We start from the raw sequence: 20,557 nt of genomic DNA, 5'->3' as shown, positions 1-20,557 counted from the left end.
CGTAAAACAGCTTACTGGATTTGTTTTATGAATAAACACATTACGCTTTCGTTTTTAGCTTGGTTAGCGGCTCTTTTTGTGGGAGCTGCAGGTATATATGGTTTATGGCCTTCACCACAGAGTAAAGTGCTTTTAGCTATTGAAATAATAACCTTAATTATTTTGTTATTTAATAGCGCCAGTATTACCTGCTGGGTATATAAACACACTAAAAACAAACAACAACGTTATATTGCCTTATTATGCATAGCCTCCTTAGTGCTATGCATTTGTGGAGACGTGGTAAATTTTAATTTAAATAATCAATATTACCGTTATAACGAGGTAATTAAGCACGACTATTTAGCTGACTCTGTATGGTTTTTTGTACCCGGATACAGCTTACTCTTTATTGCTGTGTTGTTGGCGAGCCGTAGTTTAGTTATGTATCCATTATATTATGTGGCTGCTTATTTAGGGGGCACGCTATTAATATCGCTGCTTTGTTTTTATTTTATGCATATTCCAGAGGCAGGTTATTATGTACTGCTATTAACCGGGCTTCATAGTTTTGTTGTAACCAGTGTGGGATTAATGAGTTTAGTGCTGCTTAATACATATTGCGGGTTAAACGCACCTTTGGGAGTATGGCTGGTTAGTTTAGGGTTAGTATTAGCGGCAATTGCCGATGCATTAATTGGTTTATATTGGATTTATGGGAACAGCGGTGAAGGGTACTTTCCACAAATTAGGTATATAAATTGGATAATTTATATTAGCTCGCAATGCTTAGTTATTCATTTAGCTAAAATAAATATAACCTACAAGCTGGGTTAATAAAAAAGCCGCTAATAAATTCAGCGGCTTTTTACATTAACAAAAATATTAACGCAAATATAAATTTATAAGCAAAGCTTACATTACACGCATGCCAGGCTCTGAGCCGTCGTCTGGGTTAAGAATGTAAATCTCTTTACCGCCAGGCCCTGCAGCTAATACCATGCCTTCTGACATACCAAAACGCATTTTTCGTGGTTTAAGGTTAGCAACTATAACAGTAAGCTTACCTTCAATATCCTCTGGAGCGTAAGCCGATTTGATACCCGCAAACACTTGGCGCGTTTCGCCGCCTAAATCAAGTGTTAGCTTAAGTAGTTTATCGGCGCCTTCTACGTGCTCAGCTTTAGCAATTTTTGCTACGCGTAAGTCTACTTTTGCAAAGTCGTCAAATTCAATTTCATCACAAATTGGCTCTTTAGCCAGTGGGCTATTAGGGTCAATAGTCACTTTTGATTCTAAGCTTTCTTTTGACTCCTCAACCATTTTATTTACTTTGTCCATTTCTACACGTTGCATTAACGGTTTAAATTTATTGATTGGGTGGCTTACTAATGCATTTTGCACGCCGTCCCATGCAAGGTCGTCATTTAAGAATGCTTCTACGTTATCGGCCATTTCAGGCAGTACAGGCTTTAAGTAGGTAATTAACACGCGGAATAAGTTAAGCCCTAATGAGCAAACTTCGTGCGCTTCTTGTTGTTTAGTTTCGTCTTTAATGAGTACCCAAGGTGCTGCGGCATCTATAAATTGGTTTGCTTTGTCGGCAAGCGCCATTATTTCACGAATTGCACGGCTAAACTCACGGTTTTCGTAATGGGCTGTAATGCTTGGTGCAGCTGCTTGAAATTCTTTAAGCAACTGGGGTTGCATAACGGTTGCGCTTAGCTTGCCATCAAACTTTTTAGTAATAAAGCCCGCACAACGGCTTGCTATATTTACTACTTTACCAACTAGGTCTGAGTTTACGCGTTGCGCAAAGTCTTCTAGGTTTAAATCAAGATCAACAATGCCGCCGCTTAATTTTGCCGCGTAATAGTAACGTAAATATTCTGGGTTTAAATTATCTAAATAAGTACGCGCTTTAATAAACGTGCCTTTCGATTTAGACATTTTTTCGCCATTTACGGTAACAAAACCGTGGGCAAATACGTTAGTTGGCTTTCTAAAGTTAGCGCCTTCTAACATTGCTGGCCAAAATAAACTATGAAAATAAATAATGTCTTTACCAATAAAGTGGTAAAGCTCAGCGTCTGAATCTGCAGCCCAAAAAGCATCAAAGTCGATACCTTTTTTATCACACAGGTTTTTAAAGCTGGCCATATAACCAATAGGCGCATCTAACCAAACGTAGAAGTATTTACCTGGTGCGTTTGGTATTTCAAAACCAAAGTAAGGCGCATCACGGCTAATATCCCACTGTTGCAGGCCATCAGTAAACCATTCATCAAGCTTGTTAGCCATTTCTTGCTGAATAGTACCCGAGTGTAACCACTCTTTTAACATGCCTTCAAATGCTGGCAGATCAAAAAAGTAATGCTCAGAGTCTTTTAAAATAGGCTCAGCACCAGACATAACCGAGCGCGGGTTAATTAAATCTGTAGGACTATATGTTGCACCACATGAGTCGCAGTTGTCGCCATTTTGATTTTCAGACTTACAGGTTGGGCACGTACCGGTTACAAAGCGATCGGGTAAAAATATGCCTTTTTCTGGGTCGAATAACTGCGAAATAGTGTGCCTTTTAATATGCCCTGCATCGTTTAGGCGATTATAAATAAGCTCACTCAGCTCTTTGTTTTCTTGGCTGTGGGTACTGTGATAATTATCAAACTTAATATTAAAGTCGGCAAAGTCGCGTTGACGCTCAATACTTACTTTTTCTACCGCTTCTTCAGGCGTGATCCCTTGCTTTTGCGCGTTAAGCATAATAGGCGTGCCATGGGCATCGTCGGCGCAAACATAATAGGCTTCGTGGCCTTGTAGTTTTTGAAAACGTGACCAAATATCAGTTTGAATATATTCCAATAAATGACCTAAGTGAGTAGGGCCATTTGCATAAGGTAATGCGCTGGTAATCAGGATCTTTCGCTGTGCCATAATCATTCCGAATTGACGGTTCCTATTAAGGAACGGATGAAAATCATTAATTTATTTACAAGCTAAGCGCTAACAACGCAACAGCTTGTGGATTTGTATTAATTGACTGGTGTTAATGCCCTGAATGTTACATAATTCCGAGGCACTTTTCATCAAAGAAACGTTATTTAATTACTATGTTTGGACTGTCGAAACTATTCTCTTCTAAATCGGTGCAAAAACAACCGATCTTTGCTGCTTTAGCCGCGTATCGTAGTGCCGCTTTTGCTGTGGGTATTGATGAAAGCTTCATTAAGAATATCACCCAAAACGACGATAAATCGCTCACTATTACTTTAATTTTGCCATTTGCTGCACAGTCAGAAATGCCAATGGTGGCAGAGCATGTTACTAACGCTCTCAAGGTGGCAGTAACTGTGTCGGCCACGGTAGAGCTTAAAGAGCCTGCAAAATTTAAAACAATTAAACATATTGTGCTTATTGCCTCAGGTAAAGGCGGGGTGGGTAAATCGACTACTGCTGTTAATTTAGCAGGCGCGCTGCACAGCGAAGGCGCAAAAGTTGGTATTTTAGATGCCGACATTTATGGCCCGTCAATCCCTATGCTTTTAGGCTTGGTAGGCGCAGAGCCCATCACTAAAGATAACAAACAGTTACAGCCTTTTGATGCAAACGGTATTAAAGCACAATCAATCGGCTTTTTAGTACCCAGCGATGACGCCACTGTATGGCGCGGGCCTATGGCATCGGGGGCGCTTAGCCAGCTACTAAATGAAACTGATTGGGGCGAGCTTGACTACCTTATTGTTGATATGCCACCAGGTACGGGTGACATTCAACTTACTATGAGCCAAAAAGTACCGGCAAGTGGCACAGTAATTGTTACCACACCCCAAGATTTAGCCTTAGCCGATGCGCAAAAAGGCATCGCCATGTTTAATAAAGTAAACGTGCCAGTGCTGGGCTTAATTGAAAATATGAGCCATTACATTTGCAGCCACTGCGGCGAGGCAAACCACGTATTTGGTAAAGATGGCGCACAAAAACTAGCACACAAGCACGGCGTTCCTGTGCTATCACATATTCCGCTTGCAATAGATATTCGAGAATACTCTGAGCAGGGCAAACTTATTGCTTGCGATAACACTGCAGCAATAAGCAAAACTTACAGCGCAGCAGCGCGGCTTATAGCCAGCACGCTTTACTATCAACAGCATCACAACTCGGTAGAGATTGTGATTACGGATGATTAATACACCATGAGACTTTCAGATACACATATTAAAGAATACCTAAACGATGGCCGTATTGTTATTGAGCCTGCACCCACAGATGAGATGATTTCGGGTGTTACTGCCGACTTACGCTTAGGTAATAAATTTAGAACTTTTCATGCACATACAGCAGCATATGTAGATTTAAGTGGCCCTAAAGATCAGCTCAATAAAGCCATGGAGTCAATCATGAGCGACGAAATTGTGCTAGATGAAGGCGAAGCATTTTTTTTACACCCAGGCGAGCTTGCACTGGCTATTACCTATGAAAAAGTAACACTGCCAGCAGACATTGTAGGCTGGCTAGATGGACGTTCATCGCTGGCACGATTAGGTTTAATGGTGCATGTAACCGCGCATCGAATTGATCCCGGTTGGAGTGGTAATATTGTTTTAGAGTTTTATAACTCAGGTAAACTCCCTTTAGCACTAAGACCTATGATGAAAATTGGTGCTATGAGTTTTGAAACACTTACAGGCCCTTGTGCTAATCCTTACAATACGCGTAAAGATGCTAAGTACAAAGATCAAAACAGTGCCGTAGCAAGTCGTATTAGCGATGACAGGTAATGATTAAATAAAGCACTTTACTCATCTAACTTATGAAGCGCATAACCCAGTAATTCAAAATATTGGTTAAGCGCTTTATTTGCAGCGTTAATGTGCTCATCATCTGGGTATATTAAATCACTACTTTTTAGCCCACTGACTAAAAAGCTATTTTTTATATGCGGGTGGCTGGCTATACAGGCTTCAAAGCAACGCGCTGCTAGCTCCTCGGGCATACTCATGTAATTCATATTTTTTGCTTTATCGTATTCAATGCACGTTTGTACAAATCGGTTTGCAGCAATGCCCTGTGCATCTAAAAACACGTTTTTGTAAAAGTCATTAAGCGTATTATTGAGCGGATGCGATAAATTAGGCGTGTTTGATAACCACAGTTTAGACGCAAAACCAAAGCGTGGTTTTGCTGCAAATAAATGCTCACTTATATGATGATCAAAAGCATGAAACCATTCATGGGCGAGCGCACCACCGCCGGCATTTTTTGCAAGTGCAAGCGTTTGGCTAGCTGCATTATAATGCGCTTGTACATACTTTTGTCCGCCAGCACCAAACGCAAAATTGAGTTTACCGCGCAGGCCAATTGCTTTAGGTGGTAAGTGCAGTATTTGTGCTAAGTCGGCAAGCGCATCATAAATTAAATTTGCACTAATGTAGCGCTCTTCTTTGTTTACCCATTTACCTACCACCATAGATCTAAAACCGAAAGTGTCTCTTATATCGCTAAAATCAACTTGATCGTCAAAACGATAATCGGGACCTTGACGGCTAAAGCCGCGTTTTAATCTATTTTGATAGTTACGCATCGCTAATATCATTTATAAAAACTAATCATAAATTATAAGTAACGTGCTTTTACGTGAGCAGGCATGTGATGGGTTTGTTTTTGTATTAATTCATCAAGTAAATTATAAAGTGGGGCAGGGTTTAACTGTTCAATAAGCTGTAAGCTATGTGCAACGGCCTCAAGCGTTGACAAGCTATCTGCGCGGGGAGCTTTACGTATTGTGTAACGATTTTTAGGTAAATTAGCAAAGCTTACAGTTTGAAACCGTTGCAGTAGCGAGCTTAGCTGTAAAATTTTATAGGCTTTTTTCCATGTACCATCAATAACAATTAAATGCGTAATAGGTAGTAGTGTGTTTAGCGCGTCGTTATTATCTAAATTTATAGCCTGCTCATTAGGGTAAAGTAAAACGGTTGAGCTGACAGGTAGGGCACGAAGCTGCGCAAAGTCGTTATTACTTTCGCCTTTGATTATTTGGCAATCAGCTAGGCATAAATTTAATAGTTTAGCCGTGTTTTTTGTTACTTTTTCTTCACTAGGGTGCTGTAAAATAATTACTTTTACTTTATTGTTAATAGAGGTTACAGCACTGCAAATACAAGTATTAAGTGCGAACAAACAAAAATTACACAGTGGGCGAGCCATTTAAACTACTTTTGGTGAAGGTACATTATGAGTAATTATACATTTATAAGGTAATTAAGTTGGATTTTTTTACGCTTAGCTATAGAGTGTTATAGATTAAGGTTAATTAAGTATAGATTGTTTTTAAGGGTTAAAATATGACAGAAGTAAGTATTAACGAAGCAGCATTAGAGAGTATGGAATCGTTATTAGGTGAGCAATTTGCAGCTACTCTCGACTTTTGTTGTGTGGAATTTGAGCGCTTAGGCTCAGAAGTGTTGGCCACAATAGGACAAGACAAAGAAGCGTCGGTGCGCCACGCTCATAGTTTAAAGTCGAATGCGGCTCAATTTGGTGCCGATAGCTTGGCCGCGGTAGCGGGTGAAATTGAACAAAGTTTAAATAACGATAACTTAGCTCAAGCCACTGCTGCATCAGCGCAGTTAATGACGCAAGTGGCGCAATCTCAAACGCTATTAAATAACTGGTTGGCATCACGTTAAGCAGATAAGTAAAGGCGTAGGTTTAGGCATTAAACATGAATTTATTTCAGTATTAAGTTACTAAATTGACTAGTGTTTTACGTCTTTACTAAGTTATTCTAAGGGTTATTCGTGCCCTTTAGAGGTAGTAATGTCAGAAATTAAAATGAGTCATAAATTAGACGGTGTCTGTTATGACATTCGCGGCCCTGTTTTAGTCCAAGCTAAAAAAATGGAAGACGAAGGCCAAAAAGTTTTAAAGCTAAACATCGGTAATCCGGCTGCGTTTGGCTTTGATATGCCAGAAGATATGCACCGCGATATTATTCGCAATTTATATTCAGCCCAAGGTTATTGTGATTCTAAAGGGCTTTATTCGGCGCGGGTGGCTATTTATCAGCATTATCAACAACGCGGTTTATATAATTTAGATGTAGATAACATTTATATTGGCAATGGCGTTAGCGAACTGATTCAAATGGTTACGCAGGCATTGTTAAATAATGACGATGAAGTGCTGATCCCCGCTCCCGATTACCCTCTGTGGACCGCTGCAGTTAAGCTCTCTGGTGGCAATCCGGTGCATTATTTATGTGATGAAGAGCAAGATTGGTTTCCGGATATTGCTGATATAAAAAGTAAAATCACCTCTAAAACCAAAGCATTAGTATTGATCAATCCAAATAACCCGACAGGGGCTGTGTATAGCGATGATTTACTGCAGCAGTTAATTGACATAGCGCGTGAGCACAAGTTACTACTGTTAAGTGATGAAATTTACGAAAAGATTTTATACGACGGCATTACGCATAGCTCAATTGGTGCACTGTGCGACGATGTGCCTATTATTACCTTTAACGGTTTAGCAAAAACGTACCGTGCTGCTGGCCTAAGAATGGGCTGGATGGTGTTAAGTGGGCGTACGTCGGTTATGAGTGACTTACGCAAAGGCCTAGAAATTTTATCATCTATGCGTTTGTGCGCTAACGTACCTGCTCAATATGCCATTCAACAAGCATTGGGCGGAGTACAATCAATCGACAACCTAATTAATCCAGGCGGGCGTTTGTATGTACAGCGTGATATAGCGTGGCGCGGGCTCAATGCAATAGAGGGTATTAGCTGCGTAAAACCAAAAGGTGCCTTATATGCTTTTGCTAAAGTAGATACCGCGCGCTTTAATATTAAAAGCGATGAGCAAATGATGTTTGATTTACTCAAAGCCGAAAAAATATTACTGGTGCATGGGCGTGCATTTAACTGGCCTGAGCCTGATCATTTTAGATTGGTGTTTTTACCCAACAAAGATGATTTAACGGATGCGATGACTAAAATGCAGCGCTTTTTTAAAGATTACCGACAAGGCTAACTTTTAAAACACACAAAAAACGAGCCAATTTAGGCTCGTTTTTACTTATGCTAAAGTTAATATAATTGCTATTAATAGGCTTTATCAACACGTACGCTGTTATCGTTTAAATACACCAGCCTTACACTATCGCCTTTGCTAAAGCGCATTGATTGGTCTTGATTTTGAACCACCATAAATTGATCGCCATTTTCAACTTGTATTAATAACTCTACTAAACGAGTTTGTTGGTAATGGCTTTTTTGCTGTTGATTATGCGCTACATTGCCGCCTATCACTGAGCCCAAAATAGTAGCAACGGTACGCCCGCTGCCACCGCCAAACTGATTACCAACAACGCCGCCAAGCAAAGCGCCGCCAAATGTTTTCCAACCATTGCTTTGATCTTGTACTAGCTCTTGCTCAGTAATATTACGCACTGATTGCACATCGCCAAATAGCACTTGTTGTACTGCTACTGCTTTATTGCGCTCGTAATTAGCCAATGCAGGTGCGCTAATTGTAAGTAATGTACACATTAATACAGTAATCGCTTTCATAATTAACTCCTATTGACTACCAGCCAAAGGTTGATTTTTCTTTCGTTTTACGAATTTCTGTTTCGTCAGCCCATTCAACTAAGCCACTTTCCATATCCATTAAACGCATGGTAAATTTATAGTATACGTCTGATTTGTCAGCATTGGATTTAACTATGCTTGATAAGTTGCCGTACAGCATATACTGCGCACCAATTTGTTTACCAAATGCCACAGCAGTCGTGGGGTTAACTAATGCATCTTCGTTTTGAAATTTAAGCTGCTCACGTATAGCTTCAACTCGGGTCATATCAACAAATCTAAATTTTCCGCTACGCAGTAACTGAGTTGAAATAGAGTCGGTGATTGATTCGGTATCAATGTGCTCGCTGGTTTTGTTTTTAATTCTTTCAACAAATACCACAGGGCGTTTATTGGCGGTCATGGTGCCAACAACCGGAGAGCTTAATAGTGAATCGGTCATTTGGCTGGCTACTTTTTGTAAATCGGTAGAGCCAAAGTTAATGTCAGTGGTTTCTACGGCTTGTGCGTCGCCATAACTAACTACCGCTTTATTTGCACAACCACTTAATACTAATGCACTTAAACCAATAAGCGCGTAAGTTGAAGCTGTTTTGAATTTTTTACGTATGATCATTGTTATTTCCTTTATTCTTTAAATTCTTGCGCATCGGTAGACACTTCTCTTACTGCTAATGAGAAGGTAACTGCATCTGGGCTGGGTGCTAGGCCTGGTAATTGTGTTTGTGCAAAGCCAAATAAGGTAATTGCTTGCCAAGGGGAGTGATTACCCTTAATAACAAAGCCGTCTTTGTCGTACCAATTAAATTGATACTGTAAGTATTGCGACTTTTTATATTGGCTTGCTAAGGTAACTACCACGTCAGTTAATTGGTTTGTTTGACGTGTTTTTACGTCACTAATAGCTAGTTTCTCACCAAGCTCTGGGTTATCAACACGTAGTTGCTGATTAAATGTTTTATTACCTTGCTCAATTGCTATACCCGATGTGTCTGGTTTGCCAGCACAGGCACTGAGTATTAAAACCGCAAATAATGGCATTATGTATCTCATAATCGCTCCTAGAGTTGTACTACATGATAATTAAAGTAGTTATTTATAGAGGTTAGATAAATTAAGGTTAACCTTTGCTTACTAACGGTAAAATTTATTGGCGCTTGCGTGCCTATGGTTAATGAATGTGCGCCGCTGTTTAAGCTACTTCGCGCCACACTTATTTGATTTGGTAGCGTGAGCCAACTGCGTGTATCGGCTTGCTCAGAGGCTAAGTTATAAATGTTCGCAATTATATTCCCTACGTCTCCGGTGCTACGAGCCAGTTCGGCTCGTACTTTTTCTTTGGCGACTAAACGTAGTATTTGCCGCGCTATTCTGGCAGGTATTTGATCTTCTAACGTTTTAGCAGCCAGTGATTCTATGTGCACTAGCGGGCTTAATACTAAGTTTTGGGCATTAATACTGATGTTATTAATGCTACGAACATAGGCGTTGTCTTTATAAACTGGCATAGCTAAGCTATAAAAACGTGCATTACCGCCAGAGGTAAAAATAGGTAAACGTAATTTAAATTCGTGTTGCTTAGGCACTAAGCCTTGTTCAAATAATATAACTACTTCGCCTTGTTCAGACGGTATATTTGCTGCCTCACCAAAGCGCTTTTTAAACTCACTTAGGTCTTGATCAAAGCCTTGTTTTTTAGCAAGGCGAAGTACATCACGTTGCAAATAAATATTGTTGGGTTGTATTTCGAGTGCTTTTTTATAGTCAATGTAGGCATCATCATACTGTTTACTGCTTTGGTACAATAAAGCGGATAAATAAAAAGTATAAGCATTTTGAAAGCCATTTTTAACGTCTCGGGTAACCTTACTCATACTTGGATAATGCTGCTGCGCTTCTTTTGTAGCGGAATCTAGCGCTGCCTGATTTTGAATAAGTGCGTCTACTTGTACTTTATTAGCCCGCCTAACTTCAACTAATGCACCTTCAACATCATTTTTATATACGTAATTAAGCGCTTTATAACTATGCAGCATGCTCATTTCATAAGGGGCGGGTATATAAGTAATAGCCGAGTCGTTGGTAAATAAAGCATTACTTTGTTCAAGCCCACTACTGAGCTGAACTTTGGCAGCCTCGCGCTTGTTTTGTACTTGTTGATAAACGTTTTCAAATTGGCTTTGCGCATCGGTTTGCATATTAGCTAAGTCGGCAAGGCGCGCTTGCTCTAGTTGATTAAGTAAGTAGCTACTGTGCATACTACTATTTTTAGCAATAAGCGACTGCGCTTGCGCTATGTTGTTACTCTCTATTGCTTGTCTTACAGGGGTTACTTGAGTCGCATAGTCATTAAATAGATCGCTAAATCCTATGGTACTACAACCACTTAAAATAAAACAAAAACTAAATATTAAGCTACGGCGCACTGAGCACTCCTTTAAATTTACTTAATAAGATTAACATACACCCATTAAAAAAATATGTGAAATATTGTAAAAAAGCGTAGCATAACTGCCGAGCAGTGAACGAAGCGTTAATCGTATTAATATTGTAATGTTATTATAATAACTAAATCTAAAAATCATTAAATTAGCAGTGTTAACTGTACTTATTTTAGCTAAGGATTGTTTTTGAAAACAACGTTGTACACTTTAAGTGCTTTAATTGCGTTTGCCGCTAACTCTTTATTGTGCAGAATGGCGCTCGCACAAGGGTATATAGATGCATGGAACTTTACTGTTATTCGCTTACTTAGCGGGGCTGTATGTTTAGCCATTATTATGCTGCTTTATACTAATACTACAAAACGTAACGGTACGTTTAATAGCGAAATATTAAAAGATACAGGAAGTTGGCGAAGTAGTATTAGTTTGCTTGTTTATGCATTGTGTTTTTCTATCGCGTATATAGAGCTTGATACTGGCACTGGTGCACTTGTTTTATTTTCCGCGGTACAACTTACTATGATTGGCTGGGGAATTTATAAAAAAGAGCAATTGAGTCTATTACAATGGTTGGCATTTATAAGCGCTTTTGCCGGTTTTGTTTATTTAATGTTGCCCTCTGCAGCAATACCTTCATTATTTGGAGCGACCCTTATGGCCATTAGTGGCATAGCGTGGGGTGTTTATAGTATACGAGGCAAAGCTTGTATATCACCACTGAGAACCTCTGCATTTAACTTTATTCGCAGCTTAGTTGCTTTGCCTATATTGCTAATAATAGGTATGGGTTATATAAAAAGTATCCGCATAGAAGGGGTGTTACTTGCATGTGCCAGTGGCGCAATAGCTTCAGGTATTGGTTACAGTATTTGGTATACGGCAATGCCAAAATTAAAAAGCACCCAAGCAGCAGTGGTGCAGCTATGTGTACCTGTGCTTGCTGCCATTGCGGGCGTGGTGTTTTTATCTGAGCAGTTAACCGTGCAATTTATAGTTGCCAGCAGTGTTATTTTGGGGGCAGTGCTGGTATTTACGCTCAATAAAAAACAGCCCTGTTAAACAGGGCTAACGTTTATTATAAAGCGCTCATAAAGCATGGGTAAGTTGGCTAAAATAGCCTCTTTGGCTAATAGGTCACTATTACTTATACACTCATGCAGTACTTGCAGACTAAGCATATTAACCAGTAATTGCGACTGCTTAATATGGCTAATATGCCAAAGCTCGGGGGCTACACCACCTAAGTCATGCTGATAAGGCCGATAAAACCCAAATAGTGCTAAGTTAGCATCTAGCCAGTCGCTCAGTGGGGAAAATGGGCCGCTTTGTTGATATTCATCGGGCGTGAGTTGCAACTGGTAATCATCACTCACTGCCGCTTTATCAAACACATCTAAATCGGTCCCTAAATGATGTCTACTTGCGCCAGGCAGTGCAGAGTAGAGCATAATGGCAATACATTTATCTATATCGCTTAAGCTATCTAATTCAACAACTTGCTGTTGTTTATTATAAACAGGGCGTGCACCTGAAAATTTAGCGTTAAAAATAGCCGCTTGGCGGTTAAAGTCACGAAAGCTGGAAGCTATTGTAAGCTCAAACCCTGCTGCTTTTGCGGCACTTTGCAATGCTAAAAAATCATTAACGATATTGCAGTGCAAACGATGATTTTGAATTTGGGTTAAATGCGTATCACTTTGTCCTGTAATACACATTGTGGTTGTTTTTTTTGAGTCCATTACGTTAGTAGGTTTTCTAAAATTTGCTCGTAAATATCGCACAGTGCAATTAAGTCATCGGTACTTACACATTCATCTACTTTATGAATAGTGGCATTGCGCGGGCCAAGCTCAATTACTTTAGCGCCGGTTTGAGCAATAAAACGCCCGTCTGATGTACCGCCAGTCGTTTCTAGATTTGTTGTTAAACCGGTTACCGATTTAATTGCCTTTACTGTGGCGTCAACCAGTGGGCCGTGCTCTGTTAAAAACGGTTGGCCGTTTACAATCCAGCTTAATTCATAATTTAAATTATGCTGCTGTAAAATAGCGTTAACGCGTTGTTGTAATTGCGTATGAGTAACTTCAGTACTAAACCTAAAGTTAAACTGTACTTCTAACTCCCCGGGGATCACATTACCGGCCCCAGTGCCGCCATTTATATTTGAAATTTGAAAACTAGTGGCGGGAAAGTACTCGTTACCGTGATCCCATACTGTTTGGCTTAGCTCAGTGAGTGCAGGGGTAGTTAAATGAATAGGGTTTTGCGCTAACTGCGGGTATGCCACATGCCCTTGTATACCTTTAACAGTTAAAAAGCCGGTCAGTGAGCCTCGGCGTCCATTTTTAACTACATCGCCTAATACATCACGAGATGAAGGCTCGCCAACTAAACACATATCTATTTTTTCACCGCGAGCTTCAAGAGTGTCAATTACCCGAGTAGTGCCGTTTATAAATGGGCCTTCTTCATCTGAAGTAATTAAAAAAGAAATAGAGCCTTTATGGTCTGGGTGCTTTGTTACAAAACGTTCAGTAGCAACCAGCATAGCAGCCAATGAGCCTTTCATATCGGCTGCCCCGCGCCCGTGTAATAAACCATTTTCAACTAGGCCAGAAAATGGCGGGTACTGCCAGTTTTTCTCAGGGCCTGTGGGGACTACATCGGTGTGCCCGGCAAAACAAAAATGTGGCGATTGCGTCCCTTTGCGTGCCCAAGTATTTAAGGTATCGGTAAAAAATAACGATTCGATGTTAAAGCCAACTGCTTGCAATCTATCGTTCATCATTTGCTGGCAGCCAGCATCTTCAGGTGTTACTGACTCGCGTTGTATTAAGGCTTGCGCTAGAGCGATTACGTCATTTGTCATTATTTAAAAATCTCATCGTATTGTGCTGCTTTAAAACCTAAGTGGTACTCGTTATTATTAACCAGTACAGGGCGTTTTATCATTGCAGGCTGCTCAACTAATAACGGTATCGCTTTTTCTTTAGTTAAGCTTTGTTTTTCATCATCGCTTAAAGCGCGGTAAGTGGTGCCACGCTTGTTTACAAGCTGCTCCCAATCAAGTTTATCAGCAAAGTTGCTAACCATACTCTCGTTTACGCCATCTTTGCGATAGTCATGAAAAGTAAACTCAATGTTGTTATCGGTTAAGTATTTTTTAGCTTTTTTTATAGTGTCGCAATTGCTTATGCCGTAAAGGGTGATCATAAATCTACTTCTTTTTAATAATAGTTAATAAAGTATCGACACCCGCATTTACCTGCAAGTGTGAAAAGTGAAATGTACCTAGGCTGTGGCCATTGAGCAAAATTAAACTTGCTAGCATAGGTGTATCAAGTTCGCGTAAATCAAAATAAGCAAGGCGTTGGCCTTTACTTATTTTGCTACCATTTAACTGAGCTATGTGGGTATGGGTAATGTGTTGCGAGCTCGCAATAGTTAAATTAATCAGTACTTTTAGGCCGTTTTTAGCTTGTAAAATAAATTCGGTGCCGGCATTTTTTGCCTGCAGCAAAGTGCCGTCAAACGGGGCTAATATTTTATGGTTGCTTAGCTGTACCATAATACCTGGGCCTAATGTGCCAAAGCGAAAAAGTGGTTCGGGGTGTTCGTTAAGTGCTATTACTTTTCCTGAAAATGGGCTAGTAATATTAATGGCATGACGAGGTAATTTATTCTGAGCTAAATAATCTATTGTTTGCGGTTTCATAAGTCACTCAAAAATTACGTTATAGCCATCTTTTTTCAAAGCGGTAATAGCTAAATCTACGGTGTGTTTTTTTACTAATATATAATCGGTATCGACTGTACTATGCAATTGTAATGTTTTTTTTGACATTAAAAGCCCGACGAACAGCAATAACTATAAGGTTATAGTATAGATTATTAACCTTAAATTAAAGCAGTAACAGTAACTAAGCTAGTTGTGGTTACGTTAGCAAAAGTGAGGTTAATTATGTTGTCCACATTTTCTGTGGATAACTGTGGGAATTGTGGCGTATAAGTGGCTTAACGTACTGATTATAATGTTTAAAATTATTAGATTAGAAAAGATCCATTTAGCACTTAACAGCGTATGTATGAATATTGAGACGAGACCTGTTCAAACAAAAGGCCTTAAAGTATGAGTGATTTTTTACTCGTTTAGTGCGTTTTTATGAAAATTCCATATAAAATAATTTGTGTTACACTATCATGATAACAACCAATATTATTGGTAGTGTTGATATTATGTATGAGGAGTCATGATGCAAAAAAGTGTGATGTCGCAAGTACAAATAGGGCGTGTGTACGCTAAAAAATGGCCAATGCGAAAAGAATTAGCCCCCTTGTTTGCTGAGTTTAAAGTAATAAAGGCGACAGAGTTGGCGATTACGGTAATGCCAATATTAGCCATGCTAACGTTATTTTTTCAGTTAAATTATCTTGGCTCTGACTTTTTACCGCAAGCAATTGCAAGCGCGCTTTTTTTTATATCGCTCCCTTTACAAGGTTTGTTATGGTTAGGAAAACGAGCGCAAACCGAGTTAGAGCCTGCTATGCAACGTTGGTATAACGAGCTTTATGCTAAAATGGTCGCTAATGGCTATCAAGCACAGCGCAGCGAAAAAAAGCCCCGTTACTTGGAGCTTGAAGAATTACTTAACGATATGTTTGATAAAATGGACAAAACGTTCACTAAAGAGCAATTTTAAGCGCCTGTTGCCTTTATATATGCGCAACAGCTACGCTTTTGTCTCTTGTAAATTGTGTAATATAAAACGATAAGGTGACACTATGCTCACCTTTTTCTTCGAGCGCTAGCCAGTGCTCGGGTCTGAACTTCCACGCGAATGGTGTCATCATTATTAAGTTTTTAACGTCACTAAAGTTCAAGGTAACTTGCTCTGTGATGAGTGTTTGCGACGTTTGTGTAAACATTGCAGGCACTTCTATTTGTGTATGTTCATTAACACTGGAGTAAATATACTCTTTTAACTCTTTTAAATGCTTAGGTCCGGGGCTTGCCACTACGAGTGTTGAACCGGGTTTAGCAAGTCTTGCTAGTTCTTGAGTAAATAATGGTGCGAATACACTGACCAATACATCGGCAAAGTAGCTTTTAAAAGGTGCTTGGCTAATAGATGCCACGCTAAAGTGACAATTGCTGTAGCGTTTTGCCGCATATTTTACCGCCGCCTTCGATATATCAACCCCGTACACAGTAGCTTGGGTATTACTAGCTAAAGCTTGGGTATAAAATCCTTCACCACACCCTAAGTCAATAATATTATTAGCTGCTATATTACTAATAATTTGGCCAAGTTCGTGCTGTAAAAAGGCATAATAGTTGCGCTCTAAAAAAGCGCGCCTAGCTTGCACCATTTCTAATGAGTCACCAGGTTGTTTTGAGTTTTTTTGCTGTACAGGCAATAAATTTACATAGCCTTCTTTTGCAAAGTCAAAACTATGGTTGTTTTCACAGCGAAGCATATTAGCTGTTTTTATTAGTGAGTTGCTACACAGTGGGCAGCTATATTCAAGACTCATGAGCCTAGGTAGTCCTTATCGTAAAAAGTTTTTACCCAATGTGGGCGATAAGTGATCATAATTGTAATAGCCATACCGTTTAACATGGCTTCTGGCAGCCAAATAATAGCGCTTAAGTAAACGTAATTATCTGCTAATTGTTGCCAGCTATATTGACCAATAGCAAGATAAAATAATGCCCCTAAAGCTATTTTTATACAGGCGATAAACCCAGCCGTAATAAACGCACATACAAATATATAAACAAAAAAGTGGCGCGGTAAATACTGATAACTAACAATAAAAGCCAAGTAGCTCAATAAAATAGGAATAAATGCGCCAATAAGCAATTGCACTGGCAGTAACTCAAACTCAATTAAACCAAATGCGGCTAATAGCGCCGTTGCCAGAACACTACTTAAAATAGTTAAACGCCAACCGAGTATAAGTGTAGCTGCAGTAATACCTAAAATATGTAAATCAAGGCCCGTTAAAATGCCAGCTTTAATGCGCCATAAAACAGCAAACACCAACGCACATGCAAGTACTCCTGTTTGGCGTATGGGTACTTTGTAGAGTGCTTTATAGGTCGCTTTATCAATACTAAATAAGCTTATAGCGATTACAAGGGCCCAAAGTAGCCCTTGTATTGGGAGGTTAAGCATAGGGTTATTTAAATTCAGACCAAATAGGGGCGTGATCTGATGGCTTTTCGATGCCACGTAATTCGTAATCTATACCTGTGTCTATACAACGCGCGGCTAGCTCATGTGTTGCAAGTACAACATCAATTCGTAGGCCACGGTTATCTAAAAACCCTTTTGAGCGGTAGTCAAACCACGAGTATTGATCGCTGGTTTCTGGGTTTTGCTCTCTAAAGGTGTCTTTAAAGCCCCAATTAAGTAATGTTGCCAGCCATTCACGCTCTATCGGTTGAAAAGAGCATTTACCGGTTTTTAACCAACGTTTAGCATTTACTTCGCCAATACCTATATCTAGGTTGGTAGGTGAAATATTAATATCGCCCATTACAATCACGTCTTCATCGGGGGTATGATTTGTTTGCAGGTGGGTCATTAAATCTTTATAAAACTGACGTTTATACGGGAACTTGGTTTCGTGATTAATGTTTTCACCTTGCGGGAAATAACCATTCATTACCGTTAAATCGCGGCCATTGTCTTGCTCTACGGTAACACTGATCATGCGTTTTTGTGATTCTTCAGTATCAGTGGCAAAGCCTTTAAATACCGATTTAGGTTCTTTTTTGCATAACATAGCTACGCCGTAATGGGCTTTTTGGCCATGATAATAAACGTGATATCCCATTTTTTGTACATCTTCTAGTGGGAACGCTTCGTCATGAACTTTAATTTCTTGTAGGCCAATAATATCGGGTTGATGTTTGTCGATAATAGCTTGTAATTGATGAAGACGCGCACGCAGACCATTGATATTGAAAGAAATCACTTTCATAGCATATACCTTAAAATTGGTTCTATATAATGCGTTAAATTATATCAGTAAATACACTTACATAACACGCCCGAAACAAGGAAGTTATTGGCTGAACTTTTAAGTGTAAAAACACTCGCTGTAATGTCCGGTATTACACCAATATTTTTTGCAAAAATTACAAGGCATGAAGCAAAGCTTTCATTACTATAATGCGCTACGTTAGTTTTTTTACTTATGTTTTTTTTGTAACCAATTGATTTTAAGAGATTAGTGTTTTTGGCATTTAACTTGTATTAGTTAAAGTGACATTAATTAACTACAAGGATACGTCTTATGAAAAAGTTAACATTAGCCTCTACTATTTTAGCAACGTTAAGCTTAGCAGCTTGTGCATCTAACCAAGGGTTAGATAAAATTGATAGTGACTTTGCAAGTTTAGATAACGATAGTGATGGTTTTATTTCGAAAGTTGAAGCCGATGACGATAATATTTGGCAACACTTTTCAAATATTGATACCAATATGGATAATCAAATAAGTCGCAATGAATTTAATGCGTACATGCAATTAAATACCGGAAAAGTTGCCACAGACAGTGAAGTAAGCGAATCAGCATTTAAAGCGGATATTACTAAATTTGATAAAATACAAAGCAGTTTCTCGAGTTTAGATAACGATAAAAGTGGCTATATTTCGGTTGAAGAAGCAGACGATGATGATATTTCAAATCACTTTGGCTATATGGATGTAAATAAAGACAAGCGTGTTAGCAAACGTGAATTTGTAACTTACATAAAAAAATATGGCAATGCAGTCGCTGAAGACGACGCACTTAAAAGCGCCAATAACAGCTAAGCACACCATTTTAAAGTGTGAGGAAGGAGCCAGTGCTGTGCACTGGCTTTTTTTGTGGCTTTGATTTACTAAATTGTTCGATATGTTTTCCTACTTTGCTGTAGTTCTGGCATAATAGTTGGCTGTGTGTGTTTATTAGTTTAAGAGCGTTTATGGTGGGTCGGCGAGTTAGTGATGAGCAATTAATTGAGATCATTGAAGCGGCGATTTTTGTTGCTGACAAACCATTAAGTAAACGTCATCTAAAGGATGTTGTTTTAGCCGATTTAGCAATATCTATGGTGCGTATAAACGATGCAATAACAGCAATACAAACACATTTTCAGACCCGTGGTATTCGTTTGGTAGAAGTAGGCAGTGGTTATCGTTTTCAGGCATGTAGTAGCTTAAGCCCTTGGCTAAGTAATTTATGGCAAGAACGCGCGCCCAAATATTCGCGTGCTTTGCTCGAAACATTATCGCTAATTGCTTATAGGCAACCAATTACACGCGCCGAAATTGAACAAGTGCGTGGTGTTACTACGGGGTCAAATATTATTAAAACACTACTCGAAAGAGAGTGGGTTAAAGTGGTAGGCCACAAAGAAGTGCCGGGTAAGCCGGCGCTATATGCGACTACTAAACAATTTTTAGATTATTTTTCGATAACAGGTTTAGATAATTTACCTGCCTTGCCAGAGCAACAGCAAAGTAAAATTAACCAGTTATTAAGTGATCCTTCTGTGAGAGAACCATCCGAATGAGTGTTATACAAGGTGAAAAGTTACAAAAAGTCCTAGCCCGTGCTGGCGTAGGCTCACGCCGTGAAATGGAAAAATACATTGATGCAAACCGCGTTAGCGTTAACGGCAAAGTGGCTAAATTAGGCGATCGTGTTGAAGAAACAGATTCAATTCGTGTTGATGGCCATACGGTAAAAATTGAAGAAAAAGCCGATAGAATTTGTCGCGTAATTATGTATAACAAGCCTGAAGGTGAGTTAAGCACGCGTAAAGATCCTGAAGGTCGTCGTACTGTATTTGACCGACTCCCTCGTATTGATGGCGAGCGCTGGATTGCGGTTGGCCGATTAGATATTAATACCGCAGGCTTGATGCTATTTACTAACGATGGTGAATTAGCAAACCGACTCATGCACCCAAGTTACGAGGTTGAACGTGAATACTCAGCCCGTGTATTTGGTGAAGTAACCAAAGAAACCATTAAAAACTTAACCCGTGGTGTTGAACTTGAAGATGGCCCAGCAAAATTTCTAACGGTTAACCCTATGGGCGGCGAAGGTATAAACCGTTGGTACAATGTAACGCTTAATGAAGGACGTAACCGAGAAGTTCGTCGTTTATGGCAATCACAAGAGGTGGAAGTTTCTCGCCTGATCCGTATTCGTTACGGTAAATTAGAGCTGGATAAGCGCGTACCACAAGGTGGTTGGATTGAATACGACCTAGACACTGTAAACTATTTACGAAAAACAGTTAAGTTAGGACGTGAAACACAAACTAAGCTTTCTGTAATGCCTGAAAAACGCAAAGATAAGCGTGCCAAAATAAACCAAATACGTAAAGCGGTTAAAAAGCACAATCAGCGTGTTAAACCAACTAAACGTAAGTAACCTGCTATTTAGTTAAATTAACCTGAGCTCCGGATAATAAACTTATCTCAAGCAGCTATTTTCAGCGCTAACTGCGTTGAATTTACTTGCAATAG

The 20,557-nt window shown here is 39.5% G+C and carries 24 protein-coding genes; 10 read left to right on the top strand and 14 right to left on the bottom strand.

Annotated elements, in window-relative coordinates:
• Positions 1-27: 27 nt before the first annotated feature.
• Positions 28-816, top strand: a complete 789-nt coding sequence (locus J5X91_RS02755; protein ID WP_208834029.1) for a hypothetical protein — start codon at positions 28-30, stop codon at positions 814-816.
• A gap of 78 nt (positions 817-894) precedes the next feature.
• Here J5X91_RS02755 and metG read toward each other — a convergent pair whose 3' ends face one another.
• Positions 895-2,916, bottom strand: a complete 2,022-nt coding sequence (metG, locus tag J5X91_RS02750; protein WP_208834028.1) for a methionine--tRNA ligase — start codon at positions 2,914-2,916, stop codon at positions 895-897.
• A gap of 176 nt (positions 2,917-3,092) precedes the next feature.
• On the opposite strand from metG, the gene apbC reads away from it, so the two are divergent.
• Complete coding sequence (gene apbC, locus J5X91_RS02745) at positions 3,093-4,169, top strand: iron-sulfur cluster carrier protein ApbC (protein WP_089368183.1); 1,077 nt, start codon at positions 3,093-3,095, stop codon at positions 4,167-4,169.
• Positions 4,170-4,175: 6 nt separating this feature from the next.
• Positions 4,176-4,760 carry a dCTP deaminase gene (dcd, locus tag J5X91_RS02740; protein ID WP_011328000.1) on the top strand — a complete coding sequence of 195 codons (585 nt, stop codon included), beginning with the start codon at positions 4,176-4,178 and terminating at the stop codon, positions 4,758-4,760.
• Between the two features lie 17 nt (positions 4,761-4,777).
• On the opposite strand, the gene J5X91_RS02735 is transcribed toward dcd, so the two are convergent.
• Positions 4,778-5,563, bottom strand: coding sequence for a CLCA_X family protein (locus J5X91_RS02735; protein ID WP_208834027.1), 786 nt, complete (start codon positions 5,561-5,563; stop codon positions 4,778-4,780).
• A 32-nt stretch (positions 5,564-5,595) separates the two neighbouring features.
• The gene (locus tag J5X91_RS02730; protein ID WP_208834026.1) at positions 5,596-6,189 is read right to left on the bottom strand and encodes a tRNA-uridine aminocarboxypropyltransferase; all 594 of its coding nucleotides are present in this window, start codon (positions 6,187-6,189) and stop codon (positions 5,596-5,598) included.
• Between the two features lie 137 nt (positions 6,190-6,326).
• Here J5X91_RS02730 and J5X91_RS02725 point away from each other — a divergent pair, with 137 nt between their 5' ends.
• Together J5X91_RS02725 and J5X91_RS02720 are read left to right on the top strand one after the other, a co-directional pair.
• Positions 6,327-6,671, top strand: a complete 345-nt coding sequence (locus J5X91_RS02725; RefSeq protein ID WP_011328003.1) for an Hpt domain-containing protein — start codon at positions 6,327-6,329, stop codon at positions 6,669-6,671.
• Positions 6,672-6,801: 130 nt separating this feature from the next.
• On the top strand, positions 6,802-8,019 hold the full coding sequence (locus J5X91_RS02720) for a pyridoxal phosphate-dependent aminotransferase (RefSeq protein ID WP_089368185.1): 1,218 nt from the start codon (positions 6,802-6,804) through the stop codon (positions 8,017-8,019).
• A 71-nt stretch (positions 8,020-8,090) separates the two neighbouring features.
• Here the strand turns inward: J5X91_RS02720 and J5X91_RS02715 are convergent, their stop codons facing one another.
• The 4 genes from J5X91_RS02715 to J5X91_RS02700 are packed head-to-tail and all read right to left on the bottom strand — an operon-like array spanning position 8,091 to position 11,005.
• Positions 8,091-8,558: a glycine zipper 2TM domain-containing protein gene (locus J5X91_RS02715; protein ID WP_086994301.1), complete on the bottom strand. Its 468-nt coding sequence runs from the start codon at positions 8,556-8,558 to the stop codon at positions 8,091-8,093.
• Between the two features lie 16 nt (positions 8,559-8,574).
• Positions 8,575-9,195 (bottom strand): penicillin-binding protein activator LpoB, encoded by a 621-nt coding sequence (lpoB, locus tag J5X91_RS02710; protein ID WP_011328006.1) that lies wholly within the window; start codon positions 9,193-9,195, stop codon positions 8,575-8,577.
• Between the two features lie 11 nt (positions 9,196-9,206).
• A complete protein-coding gene (locus tag J5X91_RS02705) occupies positions 9,207-9,632 on the bottom strand; it encodes a YcfL family protein (RefSeq protein WP_058373255.1) in 426 nt (141 codons plus the stop codon).
• 8 nt (positions 9,633-9,640) lie between these two features.
• Positions 9,641-11,005: an adenine DNA methylase gene (locus tag J5X91_RS02700; RefSeq protein ID WP_182677111.1), complete on the bottom strand. Its 1,365-nt coding sequence runs from the start codon at positions 11,003-11,005 to the stop codon at positions 9,641-9,643.
• A 204-nt stretch (positions 11,006-11,209) separates the two neighbouring features.
• On the opposite strand from J5X91_RS02700, the gene J5X91_RS02695 reads away from it, so the two are divergent.
• Positions 11,210-12,082, top strand: a complete 873-nt coding sequence (locus J5X91_RS02695; RefSeq protein WP_197108033.1) for a DMT family transporter — start codon at positions 11,210-11,212, stop codon at positions 12,080-12,082.
• Here J5X91_RS02695 and J5X91_RS02690 read toward each other — a convergent pair.
• The 4 genes from J5X91_RS02690 to J5X91_RS02675 are packed head-to-tail and all read right to left on the bottom strand — an operon-like array spanning position 12,079 to position 14,738.
• On the bottom strand, positions 12,079-12,762 hold the full coding sequence (locus J5X91_RS02690) for a M15 family metallopeptidase (protein WP_208834025.1): 684 nt from the start codon (positions 12,760-12,762) through the stop codon (positions 12,079-12,081). The two genes, J5X91_RS02695 and J5X91_RS02690, sit on opposite strands and share 4 nt — an antisense overlap.
• Positions 12,762-13,892, bottom strand: a complete 1,131-nt coding sequence (gene dapE, locus J5X91_RS02685; protein WP_011328012.1) for a succinyl-diaminopimelate desuccinylase — start codon at positions 13,890-13,892, stop codon at positions 12,762-12,764. Before dapE ends, J5X91_RS02690 begins: the two co-directional genes overlap by 1 nt.
• On the bottom strand, positions 13,892-14,236 hold the full coding sequence (locus J5X91_RS02680; protein ID WP_086994314.1) for an ArsC family reductase: 345 nt from the start codon (positions 14,234-14,236) through the stop codon (positions 13,892-13,894). The genes dapE and J5X91_RS02680 overlap by 1 nt, the downstream gene beginning before the upstream one ends.
• A gap of 4 nt (positions 14,237-14,240) precedes the next feature.
• Positions 14,241-14,738 (bottom strand): PTS glucose transporter subunit IIA, encoded by a 498-nt coding sequence (locus J5X91_RS02675; RefSeq protein ID WP_011328014.1) that lies wholly within the window; start codon positions 14,736-14,738, stop codon positions 14,241-14,243.
• A gap of 538 nt (positions 14,739-15,276) precedes the next feature.
• Here J5X91_RS02675 and yfbV point away from each other — a divergent pair.
• Positions 15,277-15,723, top strand: coding sequence for a terminus macrodomain insulation protein YfbV (gene yfbV / locus J5X91_RS02670; RefSeq protein ID WP_011328017.1), 447 nt, complete (start codon positions 15,277-15,279; stop codon positions 15,721-15,723).
• Positions 15,724-15,736: 13 nt separating this feature from the next.
• Here the strand turns inward: yfbV and J5X91_RS02665 are convergent, their stop codons facing one another.
• The 3 genes from J5X91_RS02665 to xthA are packed head-to-tail and all read right to left on the bottom strand — an operon-like array spanning position 15,737 to position 18,013.
• Positions 15,737-16,558 carry a putative RNA methyltransferase gene (locus J5X91_RS02665; protein WP_208834024.1) on the bottom strand — a complete coding sequence of 274 codons (822 nt, stop codon included), beginning with the start codon at positions 16,556-16,558 and terminating at the stop codon, positions 15,737-15,739.
• Entirely contained in the window at positions 16,555-17,202 is a 648-nt protein-coding gene (locus J5X91_RS02660) for an energy-coupling factor ABC transporter permease (protein WP_208834023.1), read from the bottom strand. The genes J5X91_RS02665 and J5X91_RS02660 overlap by 4 nt, the downstream gene beginning before the upstream one ends.
• Positions 17,203-17,206: 4 nt before the next feature.
• Positions 17,207-18,013 carry an exodeoxyribonuclease III gene (gene xthA, locus J5X91_RS02655; protein WP_011328020.1) on the bottom strand — a complete coding sequence of 269 codons (807 nt, stop codon included), beginning with the start codon at positions 18,011-18,013 and terminating at the stop codon, positions 17,207-17,209.
• Positions 18,014-18,328: 315 nt separating this feature from the next.
• Between xthA and J5X91_RS02650 the strand changes: the two genes are divergently transcribed.
• From J5X91_RS02650 to rluB, 3 genes are all read left to right on the top strand, one after another.
• Positions 18,329-18,850: a calcium-binding protein gene (locus J5X91_RS02650; RefSeq protein ID WP_058373266.1), complete on the top strand. Its 522-nt coding sequence runs from the start codon at positions 18,329-18,331 to the stop codon at positions 18,848-18,850.
• 152 nt (positions 18,851-19,002) lie between these two features.
• Positions 19,003-19,593 carry an SMC-Scp complex subunit ScpB gene (gene scpB, locus J5X91_RS02645; RefSeq protein WP_086994328.1) on the top strand — a complete coding sequence of 197 codons (591 nt, stop codon included), beginning with the start codon at positions 19,003-19,005 and terminating at the stop codon, positions 19,591-19,593.
• Positions 19,590-20,462, top strand: a complete 873-nt coding sequence (rluB, locus tag J5X91_RS02640; protein WP_011328023.1) for a 23S rRNA pseudouridine(2605) synthase RluB — start codon at positions 19,590-19,592, stop codon at positions 20,460-20,462. The genes scpB and rluB overlap by 4 nt, the downstream gene beginning before the upstream one ends.
• Positions 20,463-20,557: the final 95 nt, after the last annotated feature.

It is taken from the genome of Pseudoalteromonas sp. K222D, from assembly GCF_017653575.1.
GTDB classification, from domain to species: domain Bacteria; phylum Pseudomonadota; class Gammaproteobacteria; order Enterobacterales; family Alteromonadaceae; genus Pseudoalteromonas; species Pseudoalteromonas nigrifaciens.
This window is presented reverse-complemented; position numbering and strand designations above follow the sequence as displayed.